General features: G+C 72.3%; 12 protein-coding genes. 8 read left to right on the top strand and 4 right to left on the bottom strand.

Annotated features, from left to right (window positions below; translation table 11 throughout):
* Positions 1-1,059, top strand: a 1,059-nt coding sequence (locus GWK61_RS23705; RefSeq protein WP_228562829.1) for a hypothetical protein, incomplete at its 5' end; no start/stop codon positions are given.
* 211 nt (positions 1,060-1,270) lie between these two features.
* On the opposite strand, the gene GWK61_RS23700 is transcribed toward GWK61_RS23705, so the two are convergent.
* A complete protein-coding gene (locus GWK61_RS23700) occupies positions 1,271-2,533 on the bottom strand; it encodes a macro domain-containing protein (protein ID WP_194911420.1) in 1,263 nt (420 codons plus the stop codon).
* Between the two features lie 334 nt (positions 2,534-2,867).
* Here GWK61_RS23700 and GWK61_RS23695 point away from each other — a divergent pair, with 334 nt between their 5' ends.
* From GWK61_RS23695 to GWK61_RS23685, 3 genes are all read left to right on the top strand, one after another.
* Positions 2,868-5,228 carry a hypothetical protein gene (locus tag GWK61_RS23695; protein ID WP_194911419.1) on the top strand — a complete coding sequence of 787 codons (2,361 nt, stop codon included), beginning with the start codon at positions 2,868-2,870 and terminating at the stop codon, positions 5,226-5,228.
* 131 nt (positions 5,229-5,359) lie between these two features.
* A complete protein-coding gene (locus tag GWK61_RS23690; protein ID WP_194911417.1) occupies positions 5,360-6,103 on the top strand; it encodes a TauD/TfdA family dioxygenase in 744 nt (247 codons plus the stop codon).
* 1 nt (position 6,104) lies between these two features.
* Complete coding sequence (locus GWK61_RS23685) at positions 6,105-7,229, top strand: hypothetical protein (RefSeq protein WP_194911415.1); 1,125 nt, start codon at positions 6,105-6,107, stop codon at positions 7,227-7,229.
* 15 nt (positions 7,230-7,244) lie between these two features.
* On the opposite strand, the gene GWK61_RS23680 is transcribed toward GWK61_RS23685, so the two are convergent.
* From GWK61_RS23680 to GWK61_RS23670, 3 genes are all read right to left on the bottom strand, one after another.
* A complete protein-coding gene (locus tag GWK61_RS23680) occupies positions 7,245-8,237 on the bottom strand; it encodes a hypothetical protein (protein WP_194911414.1) in 993 nt (330 codons plus the stop codon).
* A 153-nt stretch (positions 8,238-8,390) separates the two neighbouring features.
* On the bottom strand, positions 8,391-9,086 hold the full coding sequence (locus tag GWK61_RS23675; RefSeq protein ID WP_194911413.1) for an RES family NAD+ phosphorylase: 696 nt from the start codon (positions 9,084-9,086) through the stop codon (positions 8,391-8,393).
* A 54-nt stretch (positions 9,087-9,140) separates the two neighbouring features.
* Positions 9,141-9,842: a hypothetical protein gene (locus GWK61_RS23670; protein WP_194911412.1), complete on the bottom strand. Its 702-nt coding sequence runs from the start codon at positions 9,840-9,842 to the stop codon at positions 9,141-9,143.
* A 210-nt stretch (positions 9,843-10,052) separates the two neighbouring features.
* On the opposite strand from GWK61_RS23670, the gene GWK61_RS23665 reads away from it, so the two are divergent.
* Genes GWK61_RS23665 through GWK61_RS23650 form a run of 4 tightly spaced genes read left to right on the top strand, consistent with a single transcriptional unit; the run spans position 10,053 to position 17,126 of the window.
* The gene (locus tag GWK61_RS23665) at positions 10,053-11,177 is read left to right on the top strand and encodes a hypothetical protein (RefSeq protein WP_194911411.1); all 1,125 of its coding nucleotides are present in this window, start codon (positions 10,053-10,055) and stop codon (positions 11,175-11,177) included.
* A complete protein-coding gene (locus GWK61_RS59705) occupies positions 11,174-13,168 on the top strand; it encodes an AAA family ATPase (protein ID WP_194911410.1) in 1,995 nt (664 codons plus the stop codon). Before GWK61_RS23665 ends, GWK61_RS59705 begins: the two co-directional genes overlap by 4 nt.
* Positions 13,165-13,830, top strand: a complete 666-nt coding sequence (locus GWK61_RS23655; protein WP_194911409.1) for a 4Fe-4S single cluster domain-containing protein — start codon at positions 13,165-13,167, stop codon at positions 13,828-13,830. Before GWK61_RS59705 ends, GWK61_RS23655 begins: the two co-directional genes overlap by 4 nt.
* Positions 13,818-17,126, top strand: coding sequence for an FHA domain-containing protein (locus tag GWK61_RS23650; protein ID WP_194911408.1), 3,309 nt, complete (start codon positions 13,818-13,820; stop codon positions 17,124-17,126). Before GWK61_RS23655 ends, GWK61_RS23650 begins: the two co-directional genes overlap by 13 nt.
* The last annotated feature ends 19 nt before the right edge of the window (positions 17,127-17,145 follow it).

Here is a 17,145-nt window from a genome sequence, read left to right as displayed (position 1 = left end):
GTGGTGGCCAATCCGTGGGTGACGCCGCGGCAGCTGAATCGGCTGCTGCGGATGTTGTTGATGACCGTGGCGGCCACCATGTTCGCGGTCGGGGTGGTGCTGGTGCTCATCCGGGGGCACTTCAAGACGTCGTCGCGGGACGTGGTGGTCGAGGTCGGGGTGAACCTGGCGTTGTTCGGCTTCACGACGTTGCTGGTCACGGTGATCGCCTCGCATCAGCTTGAGCGCCGCATGCTCGGGGCGCTGACCGACGAGCTCAACGCGCACGTCGACCGGGTCAAGTCGACGATGGGTGCGGTCGAGGTGAGTTTCAAGGACTCCATGGACACCCTGGTGCCGCTCCTGGGCAACTGTCGCCAGCTCGGTCTGGAGAACGTGTACCTGACGCGCACCGACGCTCTGATCGACATCGAGTCCCACCTCCACGAGGAGCTCAAGAACGCGAAGGGCCAGGACGCCGGGGAGGAGGCCAAGGCCGCCGACGGCGAGCGCCCTCCCCGGCTGTGGTTCGTGGGGACCTCGCTAAAGGGCGTGCTGGAGGCCTCGGCGCACGGCTTCGACGGCGCCGGAATCCTCGCCTGGGCGTCGGATCTGGCGGCGCAGGGCCAGCTCGATCTGCGGGTGCTGCTCACCCATCCCGAGTTCGCCAGGATCCGCGCGCGTCAGGAGCACCGCGCGGGGAGCGCGATCCCCGAGGAGATCAGCGAGGCGTTGGAATTCCTGCACAGCCACGAGGTGAAGGCGAAGTGCATCAGGATGACGCAGGCCTCGCCGACGGTCTTCGCCATCGCCACCCGCGAGAAGATGCTGCTGAACCCCTACCCCTACGGCGCGGAGGCGCACCGGAGCTTCTCGCTGATCGTCAAGCGCGAGCACCCCGCCCTCAACGACCACCACTCGCTCCACCGGGACATCTTCGAGCAGTACGAGCAGCGCCACTTCGAGACCCCGTGGAAGGACGGCATCCAGGTGCTGGACGAGGGCGGACGGTTCGGCATCCCGCCGACCACGCTCGACCCGCGCGGCGGGGACGAGGACGGTGAGGTTCCGGGGCGTTGAGGCACGGTTCGCGCGGTTCGCAGGTCTCGATGGTTGGCACGGGAGCGGTGCAGACGGGATGTGCGCTTTGATGCCGCAGGCATTCGGGCTTACCGCATAGTGCTGGGCTTGGAGGCATTAGGGGATCTGGGTAAGAAGAAGGCGTATTAATTCCTCAGGACCGCACAATCATTCGGAGCGCACGCACCGCAAAACACGGCAATAGCAGGCATCAGCTGCTATCGAGCAAACTCCCGGATCCCACACGCACGCCTTCGAGCCGCTTCAGCACCGCCAGCGTCCCGTCCATGCGTCGCGTGAGGAAGTGCACGTGCCACCCTTCGAGCAGGTCCCGCTGTGCCGTGACCGCCGCCCAGATCCACGCGAAGCTCACCGCCGGGTCCAGGCCGCCGCGGCCGGCGCCGAAGAGTGGGATGCAGATCGAGGACAGCGGTGGGTCGAAGTCCTCGCACTCCGCGCGCGCCAGCGCCAGGGCGTTCTGCGTGGCCCGGAACACGGCCTGGGGGTCGATGTCGTAGTTGTTCGTGGCCGGGCGGGGTGCCGCGACTGCTGCGTGGTAGATGCGGCGGACGCCGTGGGCGGCCAGTTCGCCGGCGTCCGTGGGCGCGACGGTTCCGGGTTCGACCGGCAGGCCGGCGCGGCCGTGGGAGCGCATCCACTCGTCGATCTGGCGGCCCACGATGTCGTCGACGATCTCGCCGGCCTGGTCTCGGCGGGCGGCGATATTGCGCAGCCGGGCCGACAGGGAGGCCTTGAACGGCGCGGGCAGGGCGAAGTAGATGTTCTCCGGCGCGGTCACCACGTCCACGCCGGTCAGTGCGTCGACCATGCCGCCGTGGACGCTGATCGTGGCGTGGCTCCTGCCGACGGGAAGGCGGAAGGGGCCGTAGGTACGGAACTCGGCTGGCGTGGTGCCGCGGGCGTCGGATGCAGGGGTCTGCGACTGTGCCGTGAGTAGCAGGTTGCTGCCTTCGGAGGGTTCACGGTGTGGGGCGTCGGCTGCCTCGGACGTCGTTCCCAGAGGACTGAGTTGCTGGCGGCGGTGGCGTAGGCAGAGCTTCAGTATCTCCTCGGCCGTCTGCGCGACGAGCAGTCCCTCGCGTTCCTTGCGGAAGGTCTCAGCGCTCACGCCGTAGAAGCCCGCGGCGTGTTCGCGCAGGTCCTTCGGCCGCCAGCCCGCGGTGCCGCGGACCAGGCCGAACAGGTACTCGGCGGCCTGTCCGACGATGTCGTCGCCGAGGGCGTCGACGGCGTCGCGCAGCAGCTGGTCGACGGCGGCCGGGTCGGGGGCGGTGCCGTCGGTGTAGCCGGCGGCGTGCGCGGCGGCGGCCAGGGCCGGCAGCTCCAGGCTGCGCAGGCGGAGCATGCCGCGCTCACGCAGCACTTTGAGATCCGCGACCAGCTGCTCGTGCGCGGGCGCGGCCCCGGCCCGGGCATCGCCCGGATACTGCCCGGACTGGGCCCGGTCTGCCACGCGATCTCCCGACAGGTCAGTTGGTTTCGTGATCCCCGTCGGCCGCGGGTGGACGGCGGATCGGGGCAGGAGCCCGGTGCGGTGCCCACGGCGGCGGCGTCCGTCGCCCTCGATGGTAGTCGCATGGCTGCCCTCGTACGAAGGCCCGCGGGCCGCGTCACGCCGGTGCAGCTCATGACCTGAGTAAAGGAATAGTCGCTATAATTGTGATAGTCAGTTCTCGTAGATCGGATCGCGGGTCGCGGACACACCGACGAGCCGCGAGTGCGGCGATAAGGGTGTCCGCCACTTGGCGCTACCGTAGCGGGCACCATCGACGATCACGGAGCGGAACATGCCAGGGCACCACGTCGCCGCGGACTCGCAGGACGCGCGTCTGGCGGCGGTCGCCGCCGCGGCGGCTGCGGCGTTCTCCGAGGCGGAATACCACCAGGTCCGCACCGCCGACGTGGCCGCGTTGATCGACCTGGAGGGCGGCGACGGCCGTTCGGCGAAGGGCCGTCGCAGCGCGGTGTGGCTGTACGGCACGGTGCGCAGCCGCCGCGCCCTGGTGGCCCTGGCGGCGCTGCACGCGTGGGAGGAGTTCCGCGCCGGGCAGTCCGACGCCGCGGTGCCGCCGGAACCCACGACCCTTGAGGAAGCTCACGCGGCCGTCGCCGACGCGTTGCTGACCGTGGCCCGCTTCCATCGCGCCGCGCGATTCCTGCTGCGGCAGGTGGAGCTCGGCCTCGGCGACATCGCGACCTCGGAGAAGCGGGCCGAATCCGGGGACCAGGCGCCGGTGAGCTGGCCCGGCTCGGCCTGGGGCCGGGTCGCGGCCGAGGGCTACGCAGGGCGGTTCGGCGTGTACGCCGACCACCTCGGGCCGCGTCTGCTCGCGGCGGCGCGCGCGGTGTGCCCGATGACCGCGGCGCAGGCCGCCGAGCAGGCCGTGACGCTGTCCGATCTGGCGTTCCGGGCGCTGTGCGGCGACCCCGACGGTCCCATCGATCTGATCGCCGAGGGCCTCGCCGCCTACTGGGCCGAGCGCGACCTGGTCCGCGTCGCCGGACGCTGGACCCGGGAGCTGGCCGCGGCCGAGAAGGCCGTGGACGGCGCGGTCCGGTGGTCGGGCGACGTCCGGGCGGAACTGGCGGCGCAGGGGTTCCTCACCAGGGTTCTGCTGGACTCCGGGGCGCTGTATGAAAGGTGCGCCCGCGAGGAGGCCCGCCGGATCAAGATGCTGTCGGCGGCCGGTGCGCCGGTGCCGGCGCCGGAGGCTGCGGCGGCGGGGTCCGCGGGTGAGACCACGGGGTCGGAGCAGGCGCGCAATGCCGCGGGTAACACCGGCGGCATCGGCAGCATCGGCGACACCGGCGGCTCTCGCGACACCAGTGGTATAGGCATCGTCGCCGATCTCCAGACCCTGTGCGACGCCGCGAGCCGCCGAGGTCTCGCCCTCCAGCGGTTCGGCGACCTCGCCGGCGCGGAGGCCGCCCACCGGCAGGCCCGGTCGGTGGCGGAGATCGGCTTGGCGCCCCTCGGCGCGGACGAGGTCGCCTCCTATGTCGCGCGCAGCGATCACAACCTCGCCGAAATCGCGCTGGAGCGTCGCTCGCCGGTCGCAGAGAGCCTTGACGAGCGCGCGTTGGCGGTGCGGCAGAACTTGGCGCGCGGGGGGTCCTCCGCGTCGTGGCGACGTTTGTCTCTGACCATGGAGTTGCAGGTCCGCGTCGTGGGCCTCGGCGGCGGCGCGGTCGCGGCCGTGCGGTGCGCCGACGCGCTGCTGGACGACCGGATCGCGTCCGCCGGCGGGCCCGACAACGCCGGCGTCGCGGCCGCGCGGGTCGTGCTGGGGGAGGCCTTGACCCGCTGCGGCCATCCGCTGGAAGCCAGGCACCATCTGGAGATCGCGCGCCTGCTTCACCTGGAGCGCCTGGCTCCGTTCAGCTACGCGGTCCACCGGGGCGCGTTGCACCTGGCGCGAGCGTGCCTGGCCCTCGACGATCCCGCCGGTGCGCTGCGCATCCTGCCCGACGGCGACGCGCTCGCGTGGTTCGCGGTGCGGGGCTCGGCCCGGTTGGCGGCGCGGCTGGGGGTGGCGCGTGCCGTCGCGCTGGGCCGGTCCGGGCGACTGGACGAAGCTGACGCAGAGCTCGACGTCGTGCTCCGGCTGGACGCGGTCGGTGACGGCGCAGGCGCCGGTGTCCTGGCTGACGGCTGGGCCGCCAGCGACCCGCTCTTCCTCGCAGCCCAGCGATGCCGCGCCGAAATCCTCCGTCGCGGCGGGCAGATCGCTGCCGCAACCGACCTGGCGGCCCGAGTCCTGACGGCCGAGCGGGACATCGACGCCGGGCGCTTCTCCGCCGCCACCGCCGCGACACTGCGGGATCTGGCCCGCTGCGCAGACGCCGACCGCGCCGTCGATCTCGCACGGAGCCACTACGAGACGCTGCACCGCGAGGTCGGGACTGCCCTGGATCCCGCGCACGCCACCGTGTCGAGCGCCCAGCTGGATCAGGCCCGGCGTCTGTACGCCGCAGGCGACCTGACCGGCGCCGGCGAGCTGGTCTCAGTCCTCGTGGACCGCAGCCCACTCGGCCACGGCAGACCCGTTCTGCAAGAAGGACATCCGGTCCTCGGCGCGGCCCGCGATCTCGCGGCGCAAATGGGCCTCGCCGCCCCGACCGCCGATGACGACTGGGACGAGGGCTAGCCCGACGCGGAACTGCCCGGAAACCGACCGGATTCCCACCGGCCGGCGCCCGGGAAACCCTCCACCTCGGCCTGTTGCCTGGGGGAAACCGGCGGGAACCACTCGCCGGACTCTTCCGGGGAGTGAGTCCGATGGACCTGGTGACGGCTCGCAGAGAGCTGCGGGATCAAGGCTGGACCGTGGTGCGCAAGCTGCCGTTCCTCGTGGACGGCAGGGTCAGGGTCAGCGGGGTCGGCGTCGGCGAGGAGGTGGACAGGTCCGCCGTCCTGGCGCTGGCGCTGGCCGCCGAGTTCGGCCGTCCGTCGCGGCGGGACGGTGGCGCGGCGGTGTGGCCCGTGCAGCCGGCGGCCGACGGGAACGGCAGCACCTTCTCGGTGACGGCCGGAGAAGCCGGTCTGCACACCGATTCGCAGTACCACGCCAATCCCGAGCCGCTGGTCTGCATGTTCGCGGTGCGGCCTGCCGAGGACGGCGGTCACACACGCCTACTGACCGCAGCGGACGCGGCCTCGGCGCTCGCCAAGGAGCCCGACAGCTCGAACCTCCTGCACGCGTTGGCCGCTCCGGTCTGGCAATGGCGCGTTCCCCGGGAGTTCGCGGCTGGGGACCGGACCGTCAGCCCGGCTTCGGCCGTCCTTCCCGGTGACGGAACCATCCGCTGGCGTGCGGACAACGTCGTCTGGCGGCACGGCGGACCGGCTCCGCAGCTCGTCGCCCGCGTCGCGCACGCACTGGACACGGCGCCGGAGGTGCGGACGTTCCCGCTGGAAGCGGGGGACGCGCTCATCCTGGACAACCGCCGCGTGCTGCACGGCCGCACCTCGTTCGCCGACCCGCGTCGGCTGCTGCTGCGCGTCCGCTTGTGGGAGCGCTGACATGCCTCGCGTGTTCCCGCTGAACCTGCGGATCGACGACGACGCCGCCTACCAGTGGGCCCGCCGCTCCGGTGAGGCCGCCGCGGCCGTGCCGGCTCTGGGCCGGGAGGCCCGGGACTGGACGCTGCGCGGGTGGGCCGAGGTCATGCTCGGGTGCCTGGTCCTCGGGGTCGATGCCGCCGTCCGAGGGCTCGATGACGTGGTGCGGGAGTCGGGTCTGGCGTGTGGGGGCCGGTTCGCACAGCGGCTGCGTGCGTTGCGGCAGCTCGCCGGACGTCTGCCGCAAGCCTACGGACAGGACGGCGCCGACGAGCCCGAGCCGGTCGTCACGCCGTCGGCGCGGACCGAGGCGGCCTGGCGCGCGATCGGCCGGTTCTGCGACTCCCTGCTGGAGGTCCGGCGGATCCAGACCGACGAACCGCCCGTCTGGTCCGGCGTGGCCGACCACCTGGGGTGGGGGAGCAGGTGGCGTCCCACGCCGCTGGGCTACCCCTACGAGGTGGTGCAGGCCCCTGCCATGACCCGCGGGCTGACCTGGCGCTGCTGGCTGGCCCTGCCCACCGGCGGCCGCTCCCGGCTGGTGCTGGTGGCCGGTGAGCCCGGTCGCGCGCCCGGCTATCGCGGCCGGATCTGCCACGGCGTCCACAACGGCGCGCACCTGGACCACCTGGCCGCCGTCGTCACCCGAGGACCGGTCCCGGCCCCGATCGAATTCGGCTCCGGCCTGCTCGCCGCCGAGGCGTACGCGATGGCCGTGGAACTGCTCGCGGCCGCCGAGTGCGCCGCCGCAGGCCTGGCCGGCGAGGCGGCCCAACTCCGCGCCGGCCTCGTCGAACGCATCGGCCGCGTCCCGGGCTACCGCCAGTGGTACGACTCCACCGCTGGCGGCCACACCAGCCCCTCGCTCATCGAAGCGGCGAGCGTGCAGGTCGGCGAGTTCCAGGCCCTACCGGCGCTCGCCGCGAACTACGTCGTCGGACCGCTGGCCGTACTCGCCGGCCAGGTCGCACCGGACCTGCTTCCCGAACGGCTCGCCGGCGACTTCCACTGGCGCTGGACGCAGGCCGAGCGGCGGTTCCCGGCGGCTGCCGTGCTCGCCGAGAGGGCCGGCGATGTTTTCAGCTAGTGCGCGGCCTACGGCCTAGCCCTGCAGCCCGACCTCCCTCAGCAAACGGCTGCCGTCGTAGTTCGTCGTGAGCTGGAGAGCGGGGACGACCGGGTGCAGGTTCAGGCTGTTCAGGCAGGCGGCGATGGAGTTCGCCACGGGGAGGAAGGCGGTCAGGGCGCCGTTGGCGCGATCGGCGTTCCAGAGGCGTTTGAGCTTGAGGGGGACCACGAACAGGCCGGCCGGGTAGTAGATGCTCAGGGCGGTGGTGGCCCACTTGGATTTCAGGACCTTGACGTCGCCGGCCTGCTGGGTCAGGGAGTCGATCACCAGGCGCGCCGACTGGTAGGCCTGCTCCAGCCAGTAGCGGGCGTCGTCGGGGCGGGCGAGGGCGAGCCAGACGAGCGCCAGGTGCAGCTCGACCAGGGTGCGTTCCTGGACCGAGGAGGCCAGGGGCTGGGCGTCGTAGAAGCGGTCCTTGGCGGTCTCCAGGAGGCGGTGGCTCTCCTTGGCGTGGTCGGCGAGGCGGTGGGCTTCGCTCAGGAGCAGGCGGCCGGCCCGGTAGGGGCCCTCTTTCAGGAGTTTGACGTTCGTGTCGATGCTGTGCAGGACCCGCGACTGCTCGTCCTCGATGGCGTAGAGCGACTTGACCAGGTCCAGGATCTGGTCCCCGCCGGGGACGGCCGAGCTGAGGGCCGAGTGCACCGGTCCGAACTTCGCGACGCTGGTCGCCAGGCCGAACCACTTGGCTGCCGGATCGGGGCCGGAGAACGCCACCGCCGGGAGGTCGTCGTGCTTGCCGGTCCGCTGGCGGGCCCACTGGGCGACCTTCAGCAACTGCTCGTCCAGCTTCGAGCCGGCGGCTGAGGGCGGTGGCGGTGGTATTGGTGGTGGCGGCGGTGCCGGGACGTCCACCCAGAACTGCCATCCGGGAGGCGCCGGCGGCCAGGTGTTGTCCGGCTGCCAGCCGGGATCGGGGATCCAGCCCTCCGGGGGAGTCGGCCAGCCGGGCGGGACATTGAAGCGCATTGACGTGCTCACTCTCGCGACGAGACGCTCCGGCGGTGTCAGGCTGGCAGTCAAGGTAGCAGGAGTCCCCACCGGTGTCGGCGCATGCGGGGGTTCACCCTAATCGCTTCGTGACCTGGCGTTATTCACTGGTTGAGGGCTCGCCGGGCGACGCTACGACACAGGCTTCGCCGGCCTGACGCGTTCGGGCGCGACGGCGACGTGGAAGGTCTTGCCCACCTCCCTGACAAGCCGCAGTCCCTTGCCGGCCCTGAGGTCCAGCGGGTCGGCCTTGCCCGGGCTCAGCACGCCCTCGCCCTGATCGAGGCCGGGGAACCGGTCGCCGAACAGGATGCCGGTGGTCGCCGGGGGATTGCGGCGGGAATGCCAGACGAACCCCTGCGCCCACGGCACCATCTCCCTGATCCAGTGCCCGTAGCGGCGGGTGAACGCGTACTCCTGCTCCTCGGCCGTCACCAGCCACGCGTCGGTGTGCAGGCTGGACAGCGACGGGCCGGACACCAGGGAGACCAGCCGCGCCGGCACCTCCAGCACGACCTCGGACAGCCGCCGGTCGGCCACCCGGACCCGAGGGGTGGACTGCGTGTCGTCGGTGAAGATCTTGTCGCGGAAGATGGTCTCGGTGATCGCGGTGGCCGGGTCCAAGGACACGTACGAGTACGGATAAGGGGCGCCGTACCGGGTCGCGTCGAACCGGCCGCCCTGGAAGTGCGGGTCTGCGGGCACGGGGTTGAACTCCTCGGCGGCGCGCGTGTTCCGGTGGACCCGGTACAGGACAGTGCCCGCGTCCCAGATCTCGGATACCGGCTCGCCTCGCAGGGCGTCCAACAGTCTTCGCGGCCGGGGCATCGGTCCGGCTCCCTTCACTCGGTGTGGGCCGGCCGGACCCCGGCCGGCGCGGGGTCAGTCCCAGTCGACGACGGCTCGCGCGGCGTCGACCAGCGTCTCGTCGGACACCGTGCCCAGCGCCACGACCGGCGCCGACTCCAGCCACGGGTTGGTGAACAGCCACCAGTCGGCGACCGCCCAGGGGTCGTCGGCGGCGCCGAGGATCTCGTTGACCGCCAGGACCGCCGGCAGCGGCACGCCGGACCCGTCGAACTGGAACGCCGGGAACCGGACGGCGCCGCCCGGCAGGTCGAGCCGGATCAGGCGGGGGTCGTCCGGATCCTGCCCGAAGGTCTTCCACAGTGCCTGGCGCGAGTACGAGGGCGCGGCCGAGACGCGGTCGACGACCGCCTGCCACAACGGGTCCGGCGGCTCGGGCGACTCCAACGGCTCGGGCGGCTCCAGCGGCTCCAGCGGTTCGGGGGCGGGCGGCTGTTGTCCGAACAGCAACAATCGCAGATGGCTGAGATCCTGCGCCTCGGCCGTCCCCGTGCCACGATTGAAGGGCCCGTACTCGCCGGGATCCAGCGTCGCCCGCAGCTCCCCGGCGATGAACCGCGCCAGGTCCGCCTCCTGCTCCGACCCGGGGTCCGCGACCGCGAGCAGGGCCAGGGCCTCGTCGACGGCGGTCGCGACCGACGCCGGCAGCAGGGCCCGGATCCGTTCCCGATCGCGCGCGTAGGCCTCGATGGCGGCCCGGTCCGCCTCCTCCAGCATGGCCCCTCCCGGCTCCGGCGTACGAGTCGTACTCAGATTCACGATTATGTGTTCTGAGAACAATAGTCAGCTACGATGTCGTCGGCAATCGCCTCCGCCGTCCGTCAGATGTCCGTCCGTCAGATATGAGGTGCGGGCTTGCCGGCGAGCACCGCTGGGAGGGGGATCCCCGTGAGTTCCGGGGTGGGTTACTCATACAGCTTCCGCGATGTGGAAGCCGAAGAACGGCGACGCCAGCGCGGTCAGGAAGCCGAGCTCATCGCAGAGCTCAGACGCGTCCGTACCCAGGCCGCGGCAGCCGCCGCGCTGGGCGGAAGCCGGGTGGCCGTGCCCGACGCGGCTCCGGCGCGCGACGGCAGTACGTCCGCCGACCTCGCCCAGCACAACCAGAGGCTCGCCGAAGCGCTGGCCACCTCGCGCGCGGCGGTGGAGGACGAACACCGGCGCGTCGGGGAGAAGCGCCTTCGCAAAGCCCTGTCACGGGCGTCGACCCGGCGCGAGGGCGCCGGCCGGCTCTCGGCGCCGGTCGCGGCACCGACCGAGGCCGAGGAACTCGCCGTCGTGGCCGCCGAGCGGGAGGCGGCGCTCATCGAGGCCGAGGCGCTGGTCGACGACTATCGGGCGCGGTGCCTGCCGGACGCTCTCGGATTCGTCGAGGTCTGCCAGCACCAGATGGCCGAAGCCGAGACCAGGCAACAGGTCCAGGCCGCCCTGCACAGCATGAAGATCCAGATGAACAAGGCCGCGATCGCCGGCGACGCGGCCCGCGAGGCCGACATCCGCCGGGCGCGCCTGCTGGCCCTGATCGCCGACGCGCCGGAGGCCGAGCAGGAGCAGCTGCGCGACCTCGTCACCGGGGCCGCGGATCTGAAAGTGGCGGGCCCGGCTGTGACCGAGGCCGTCGGCCGCGCCGACGCCGCCCGCCGGACCGCCGCCGTCGCCGCCGTCGCGGTGAACGCGCTGCGCGATCTGGGATGCCGCGTGTCCGAAGGCGCGGTGCTGGACCTGGCCGGGGCCAAGTCCGTGGTCGCGCCGTTCGCCGACGGCCCCTACGGCCTGCTCGTCCGCTTCCAGGACCGCGACCGGCTGGTCACCGCCGTGGTCCGGCGGGACGACGTGGCCGCGGACCGTGAGCGGGACACCGCCGTCCAGCAGGAGTTCTGCGACAGCGGTCTGCCCCGGTTCACAGAGTCCTTCGTCGCCGCCGGCGTCGCGATGCGGCCCTTCCACCGCAACGACCCCGGCCACCCGCCGCCCGGCACCGGCGCCGCGCACGCCTGGGACCGCGGCGAGGGCACCGTACGCCGCAAGGACGAAGGGAGAGCCCGGCAGTGAGCGAACCGACAGACCACGCCGCCGTGTTGCCCGCGTGGTACCGCGAGGTCGACCTCGCGCTCCCGGTCCAGCCCCAGATCCTGTTGTCGGGCAACGTCCGGGACGTCTTCCTGTTGCCTCCGGCCGTCGACGACGAGGCCGAGAACGACAGCGAGCCCGACGAGGCCGACGGATCTGAGAACTCTGAGAACTCTGAGAACTACCAGGCCGAGAACGACGCCGAGGCTTCAGACCTGGCCCCGTACTCGATGGTCGAGGCGATCGAGCGCATCTGCGAGGCGCGCGGCTTCGGCGCGGTCGCGGTCCACGACATCGTGCGCGACGGCTTCCAGATCACGACGTTCACCGATCGTCTGGAACTGCCCCCGGCTCTGGCGGCGCTGGACGTGGCCAGGCCCTCGACCGGCGGCGGCGCCCGATTCGGCGAGGCCCCCGGCTCGATCCCCTACGGCCGGTTGCGGCAGGCGCTGGTGGCGGCCGTGGGCCACCGGGGCCCGGCGATCGCGGTGGTCTTCCCCTACACCTCCCGGCTCGGCTCGCCGCGCTCCGAACTCAGCGCCGACGGCCGTGGCTTCTTCGCCGCCGCCGAGGCGCTGGGCCACAGCGCCTCGGCCGTCCCCGGCCCGGAGCCCGTCACGCCCTACAACACCGTGTTCTGGCTCGTCGAGCGCCAGGACGAGCTGCCGGCCGAGTTCGACACCGCCAACCACCGCATCCGGGTGGTCAGCGTCCCGGCCGGCGACAGCCGGCAGCGCAAGGCGGCGTGCGGGCACGTGGTCGCCCAGCTCTTCGCCGCCAACGGCCACACCGGCCACACCGGCCACACCGGGGACGCCGCGGCGCGCGAGCAGGCGGCCGACAAGCTCCTGCGCTCCACCGCCGGACTGAGCAACGACCAGATCCTGTCCGTGGCCAGGCTGGCCCAGGACCGGAAGCTGCCGCCGGAGCGGCTGGACGACGCCGTGCGGCTCTACCGCATCGGCGTGGTCGACAACCCGTGGAACAGCGACGTGCTGCGCACACGCATCGCCGACGGCGAGGCGTATCTCAACAAGCGCGTCGTCGGTCAGAAGGCCGCCGTGCGCAAGGCGGTCGACATCTTCATGCGCTCGGCGACCAACCTGACCGGCGCACAGTCCAGCAGCTCCCCGCGCCGGCCGCGCGGCGTGCTCTTCCTGTCCGGGCCCACCGGGGTCGGCAAGACCGAGCTGGCCAAGGGCATCACCACGATGCTGTTCGGGGACGACGCCCTGCCCCTGCGCTTCGACATGAGCGAGTTCAGCCAGGAACACGCCCGCGACCGGCTCATCGGCGCCCCGCCGGGCTTCGTCGGCCACGAGTCCGGCGGCGAGCTGACCAACGGCGTCCGGGCCGACCCGATGAGCGTCGTGCTCTTCGACGAGATCGACAAGGCCGACAATCGGGTCTTCGACATCTTCCTGCAGATCCTGGAGGACGGCCGGCTCACCGACGGCCGCGGCGACACCGTGTACTTCACCGACTGCGTCCTGATCTTCACCTCCAACCTCGGCGTGTTCGACAAGAACGGCCAGCCGGTCCTGACCGCCGCCGTCGAACCCGCCACGGTCTCCAGGCTGCTGCGCAAGGCCTTCGAGGACTTCTTCGACAAGGAGATCAAGCGGCCCGAGCTCCGGAACCGGTTCGGTGACGGGTTCGTCGACATGGGCTTCATCGACAAGGAGAGCGTCGAGTGGATCCTGGACAGATGCCTGGCCGCGGTGGCCGGTCGGTTGGCGGCGGTGCACGGCGCCGTGCTCGAAGTGAGCGCCGAAGCCCGCGCCACGCTGCTGGACGTCGCCCTGGAACGCGCCGGCACCCAGGGCGGCCGGGGCATCGGCCACGTCGTCGAGGCCGCGCTGATCAACCCCCTGTCCCGCGAGCTGTTCCAACGACCGGCCGGTGCCGGGGAGACGCTGTCGATCCTCAGCGTCACCGAAGGCGAGTACTGGACCGCGGAGGTCGACCGATGACCCTTCAGCTCAGCCGCACCGCACCCGGACTGGTCGAGGTGCTCGGCCCGGGGCGCCGCTTCGTGCTGTGGGTGCAGGGCTGCCCGCTGGCTTGCCCGGGCTGCATGTCGCGCGACACGTGGGACGCCGACGGCGGCCGCGAGGTCACGCTGGAGGAGCTGACCGCCCTGTGGCGCGACTTCCTGGATCTGGGCGCGACCGGCATCACGGTCAGCGGCGGCGAGCCCATGGAACAGGCGGCGGCGCTCGCCGACTTCCTGGACTCGGCCCGCGACGAGGCGACCGCTGTGGGCCGCGAAGCCGACGTGCTCGTCTACACCGGCTACGAAGAAGACGAACTCGCCAGCCTCGGCCCGGCCGCCCGGCGTCTGGCGGACAGCGCCGACGCCCTGATCACCGGCCGGTTCCGGGTCGCGGAGCCGACCCGGCTGGCCTGGCGGGGCTCGGCCAACCAGCGCCTGCTGCCCCGCACGCCGCTGGGCCGGCGCCGCTACGCCGGCAACGCCGACCGCCTCGTGGAGAACACGGAGATGCAGGTGTTCGCCGACGACCAGGCCCTGCTGCTGGTGGGGATCCCGGACCGCGGTGTGCTGACCCAGGCGGAACGACGCATGCGCGGCGACGGGCTCACTTTCGGAGGCGGTGTCTCGTGGCGGCCGTGACCTACTACTGCGAGATCGACCCGGACTGCCCGCCGCAGAGCAAGCCCGGGTTCTGCCCGCGGCACCCGTTGGAGAAGCTTCGCCGTAGGCGCGTGAGCGCGCCGGACGACGCGGGCCCGCAGAGCCAGGACGGCGCGGCCGGCGACCTGGACACCCGCTACCAGGTCCGTGTCCTCGGCACCTCCGTCGTCGTCCCGCCCGAGGGCCTGGAACTCGGCCGCGGGTGCGCGGCGGTGCCGGGCCTCGCCGACCGGGCCGGGATCGACGAGCACCATGCCCGGATCCGCTGCCACGACGGTGGCCTCACGGTGCTGGATCTGGGCTCTGACACCGGGACCTTCGTCGACGGACGGCGCATCGACCCGATGGTGGAGGTGCCGGTCGTGCTCGGGACCAGCCTGCGGCTGGCCGACCGCGTCGCCGTCGTCATCGAGACGGCGGACCTGGACGAGTTCGGGCTGCCTCGCGACACCGGTGCCGGAACGGAGCCCGAACCTGAACCTGAAGCCGAGGAAGCCGCTCACGGCTCGCGTGTGTCAGGTCCCTGGTTCCCCGACGAACTCCTCGACCGGTACGTGCCCGAGGAAGTGGCCGGCGAGGGCATCGAGGCGTTGGTGTGGAAGGCCCGGCCCAGAACCGCCGACGGCGGCGAATTCGTGGCCGTGAAGGCGTACAACGCCGGGCAGCCCATGAGCGACGAACTCGTCGAGTACCTGGGCTCCGACCCCGCCTTCATCCGCCACGTCCCGAAGATCCTGGAATCCGGGCGCTCCCACACCCCGGGCGGCTCGCGGAACTGGCTGGTCATGGAGTTCTTCCCGGAGTCGCTGGCCGACCTCGTCCACCGCGAGCGGGCCCAGCCCGGCGGCCTGTCCGACGTCCGCGCCCGGGCCCTCGTGGCCGAACTGGCCAACCTGATCACCTTCTGGCAGCAGAAGGTCGAGCGCAATCCGCTCGACTTCTCCCCGGACAACATCCTGGTTCGCAGGGGTCTGCCGAACCCGCAGTTGGTCCTGGCGGACTTCGGCGGCGTGGTGGCCTTCCGGGCCAGCCAGCTGCTCAGCCAGGCGCGCTACAAACAGGCCTACGCGCCGCCGGAGGAGCACTGGAACGACCGGGCCGTGCCCTGGCCGTGGTGGGGACTCGGCGAGATCGTCTACGAGATCCTGACCGGCCGGCACCGGCACGAGGGCCAGCCCGACGAGGTGGTCTTCCGGGCCCGCCATGTCGGAGACCTCGACCTGCGGGCGATCCCCTCCGAACGCTGGCGGATGCTGCTGCGCGGCCTGCTGGCGCGCGAGGACCGGTGGACCGGCACACAGGTGCGGGACTGGCTCGCCGGCGGGAGCCCGCCGCTGCCCCGGCAGACCAGCGGGACCGGCGCCGGACAGCCGCAGGGCAAGGAGCTGAAGTACCGCGGCGTCGGCGTGCGGCAGACCGAGGACCTGGCCCGGCGGATGGCCGCCGACGGCATCGGCGCCGACGAGTGGATGGCCGACGGCGGCGCGGCCCGGCTGGCCGCCTGGCTCAAGACCGCCGGCAGCGGCTACGACACCGACGACCTGGCCGCGGTGGGCCGGGACCCGCTGCGCGCTGCGGTGGCCGTGACGTCGTTCATCGCCACGTTCGCCCGCGACGTCGAGCCCCGGTTCCAGGGCCGGCGCGCCGACGCTGCGGGTCTGGTCGAAGGGCTGGCGCGGGAACCCGGCGGAAGCTTCGCCAAGACCCTGATCGACAACCGGATCCTGTCGGTGGCGGCGCTGGCCGACTGCCATCACACGGAATGCGCGGACCGGAGCACGTGTGCCGTCCTCGAACGGGCCTCCGCACTCGTGAACGAAGCGGTGCCGCTCGCACAGCGGACCGCTGCCCGCGCCGTGAGGGACGTCCCGGGGACCGGAACGGGATCGGGAGCCTGGACGGGCACGGGATGGGGAGCCCCGAGCGCGGCGAAACCGGACGAGGACACGATCTACGCCACGGCCCTCATGCTCGCCCTGGAACCCACCGCCGTGCCCGATCTCCGTATCGGCAGAGCAGGTCTCGGGCCGCGTCCGGCGCGTTGGTGGCGCGAGCTGGCCGCCGACGCGGGCCGGGCCGACCTCCGGACCGCGCCGGGGATCGCGGCGGTGGCCGCCGCCGTGTCCGTCCAGCGGATCGCCGCCGAGGATTTGCAGGCCCGGAAACAGAAGGACCCCGCCGCCAGGACCGCGTCCGCGAGCCCCTGGCGTCCGCTGCCGGGCACCGGCGCGCTGGTCGGCCAGGTGCTGCTCATGGCCCTGGCTTGTGCGCTGCTGAGTTGGTGCGCCTTCGTAGCACGGGGGTTCTTCGAGATCCTGACGTCCGACGTCGTCGACAAGGGCCACCAACTCTGGCTCCGGATACCCCTGATCGCCGCCGATGCCAGCTCCACGCAGCTGGGATACCTCGGGTTCTACCTGGTGGCCGCGGTGGTCGCGGTCGCTGCGGCGTATGGGATCGGGACCGCCGCACCGCTGCGGACCGTCCCGCCGGGGGTCGCGGTGATCGCCGGGATGGTGGGTCTGGTCCAGCCGCCGAGCCCGGTCGGGCTGCCGCAATCGACCGAGCAGTCGCTGAACCGCACGCTGACCCATGCGGCCGGCTCGATGAACTCCGGCTGGGTGATCGTGCTCTCCCTCGCGGCGTTGGCCGCCGGCGCGGCGGTGATCAGAGGCGCGGAGTCGGTCAGCGGTCTGTCGGGGCCTGCTGGAGCCCCGTACACGGCTATGCGGAACATCGCCGCCTCGGCCGGAATCCCCGGCTGGTTCGGCGAACGCAGCAACCAATACCGCACGCGAGCGATGGTCATCGGGGGAGCCGTGTTGTTCTTCGTCCTGTCCGCCGCGGCGTGGACAGGTGCGGTGGCACAGCGCGAGATGTTCCCCGCGACGCCGGCCCGTACGGTGCCAACGGCTCCTCGCGGCGCGGTCCACGCGGCGGCGGTCCCTCCGCTGCCTGATCCGTCGGCGCTCGTCGGCCGCTACGCCCTGGTCCTGGCGGTGCTGGCGGTTCTCATCACACTGCTGAGCCGGCAACGGCGCGGCTGGGTGGTGTGGCCGGCGGCGGTGGCGGTCGGCGCCGCGGCGTGGCTGGTCTCGCCGAGCCTGCCGCTCGCGCTCGGCGGACCGGTGTTCCCGGCCCTGACGGGATGGTTGTGGCAGACCACCGCCACCGCAGCCGTCTGGTACGCGTGGGTGACGGCGCTGCTGCTCGTCTGCCTGCTGCTTCCCACACTCCGCAGAAGCTTCGACAACGCCGGCCGCACAGGCCTGTGACCCTCTGAACGGGGAACCT

It is taken from the genome of Catenulispora rubra, assembly GCF_015356825.1.
Classification (GTDB): Bacteria; Actinomycetota; Actinomycetes; order Streptomycetales; family Catenulisporaceae; genus Catenulispora; species Catenulispora rubra.
The sequence above is the reverse complement of the archived record's forward strand: the minus strand, read 5'-3'. Positions and strand labels throughout refer to the sequence as shown.

What these genes read in the sequence shown, in the direction of transcription:
- GWK61_RS23695 (WP_194911419.1), top strand. Translation starts at nt 2,868, where the DNA reads ATGCCAGGGCACCACGTCGCCGCGGACTCGCAGGACGCGCGTCTGGCG.
- GWK61_RS23690 (WP_194911417.1), top strand. Translation starts at nt 5,360, where the DNA reads ATGGACCTGGTGACGGCTCGCAGAGAGCTGCGGGATCAAGGCTGGACC.
- GWK61_RS23685 (WP_194911415.1), top strand. Translation starts at nt 6,105, where the DNA reads ATGCCTCGCGTGTTCCCGCTGAACCTGCGGATCGACGACGACGCCGCC.
- GWK61_RS23680 (WP_194911414.1), bottom strand. Translation starts at nt 8,237, where the DNA reads ATGCGCTTCAATGTCCCGCCCGGCTGGCCGACTCCCCCGGAGGGCTGG.
- GWK61_RS23675 (WP_194911413.1), bottom strand. Translation starts at nt 9,086, where the DNA reads ATGCCCCGGCCGCGAAGACTGTTGGACGCCCTGCGAGGCGAGCCGGTA.
- GWK61_RS23670 (WP_194911412.1), bottom strand. Translation starts at nt 9,842, where the DNA reads ATGCTGGAGGAGGCGGACCGGGCCGCCATCGAGGCCTACGCGCGCGAT.
- GWK61_RS23655 (WP_194911409.1), top strand. Translation starts at nt 13,165, where the DNA reads ATGACCCTTCAGCTCAGCCGCACCGCACCCGGACTGGTCGAGGTGCTC.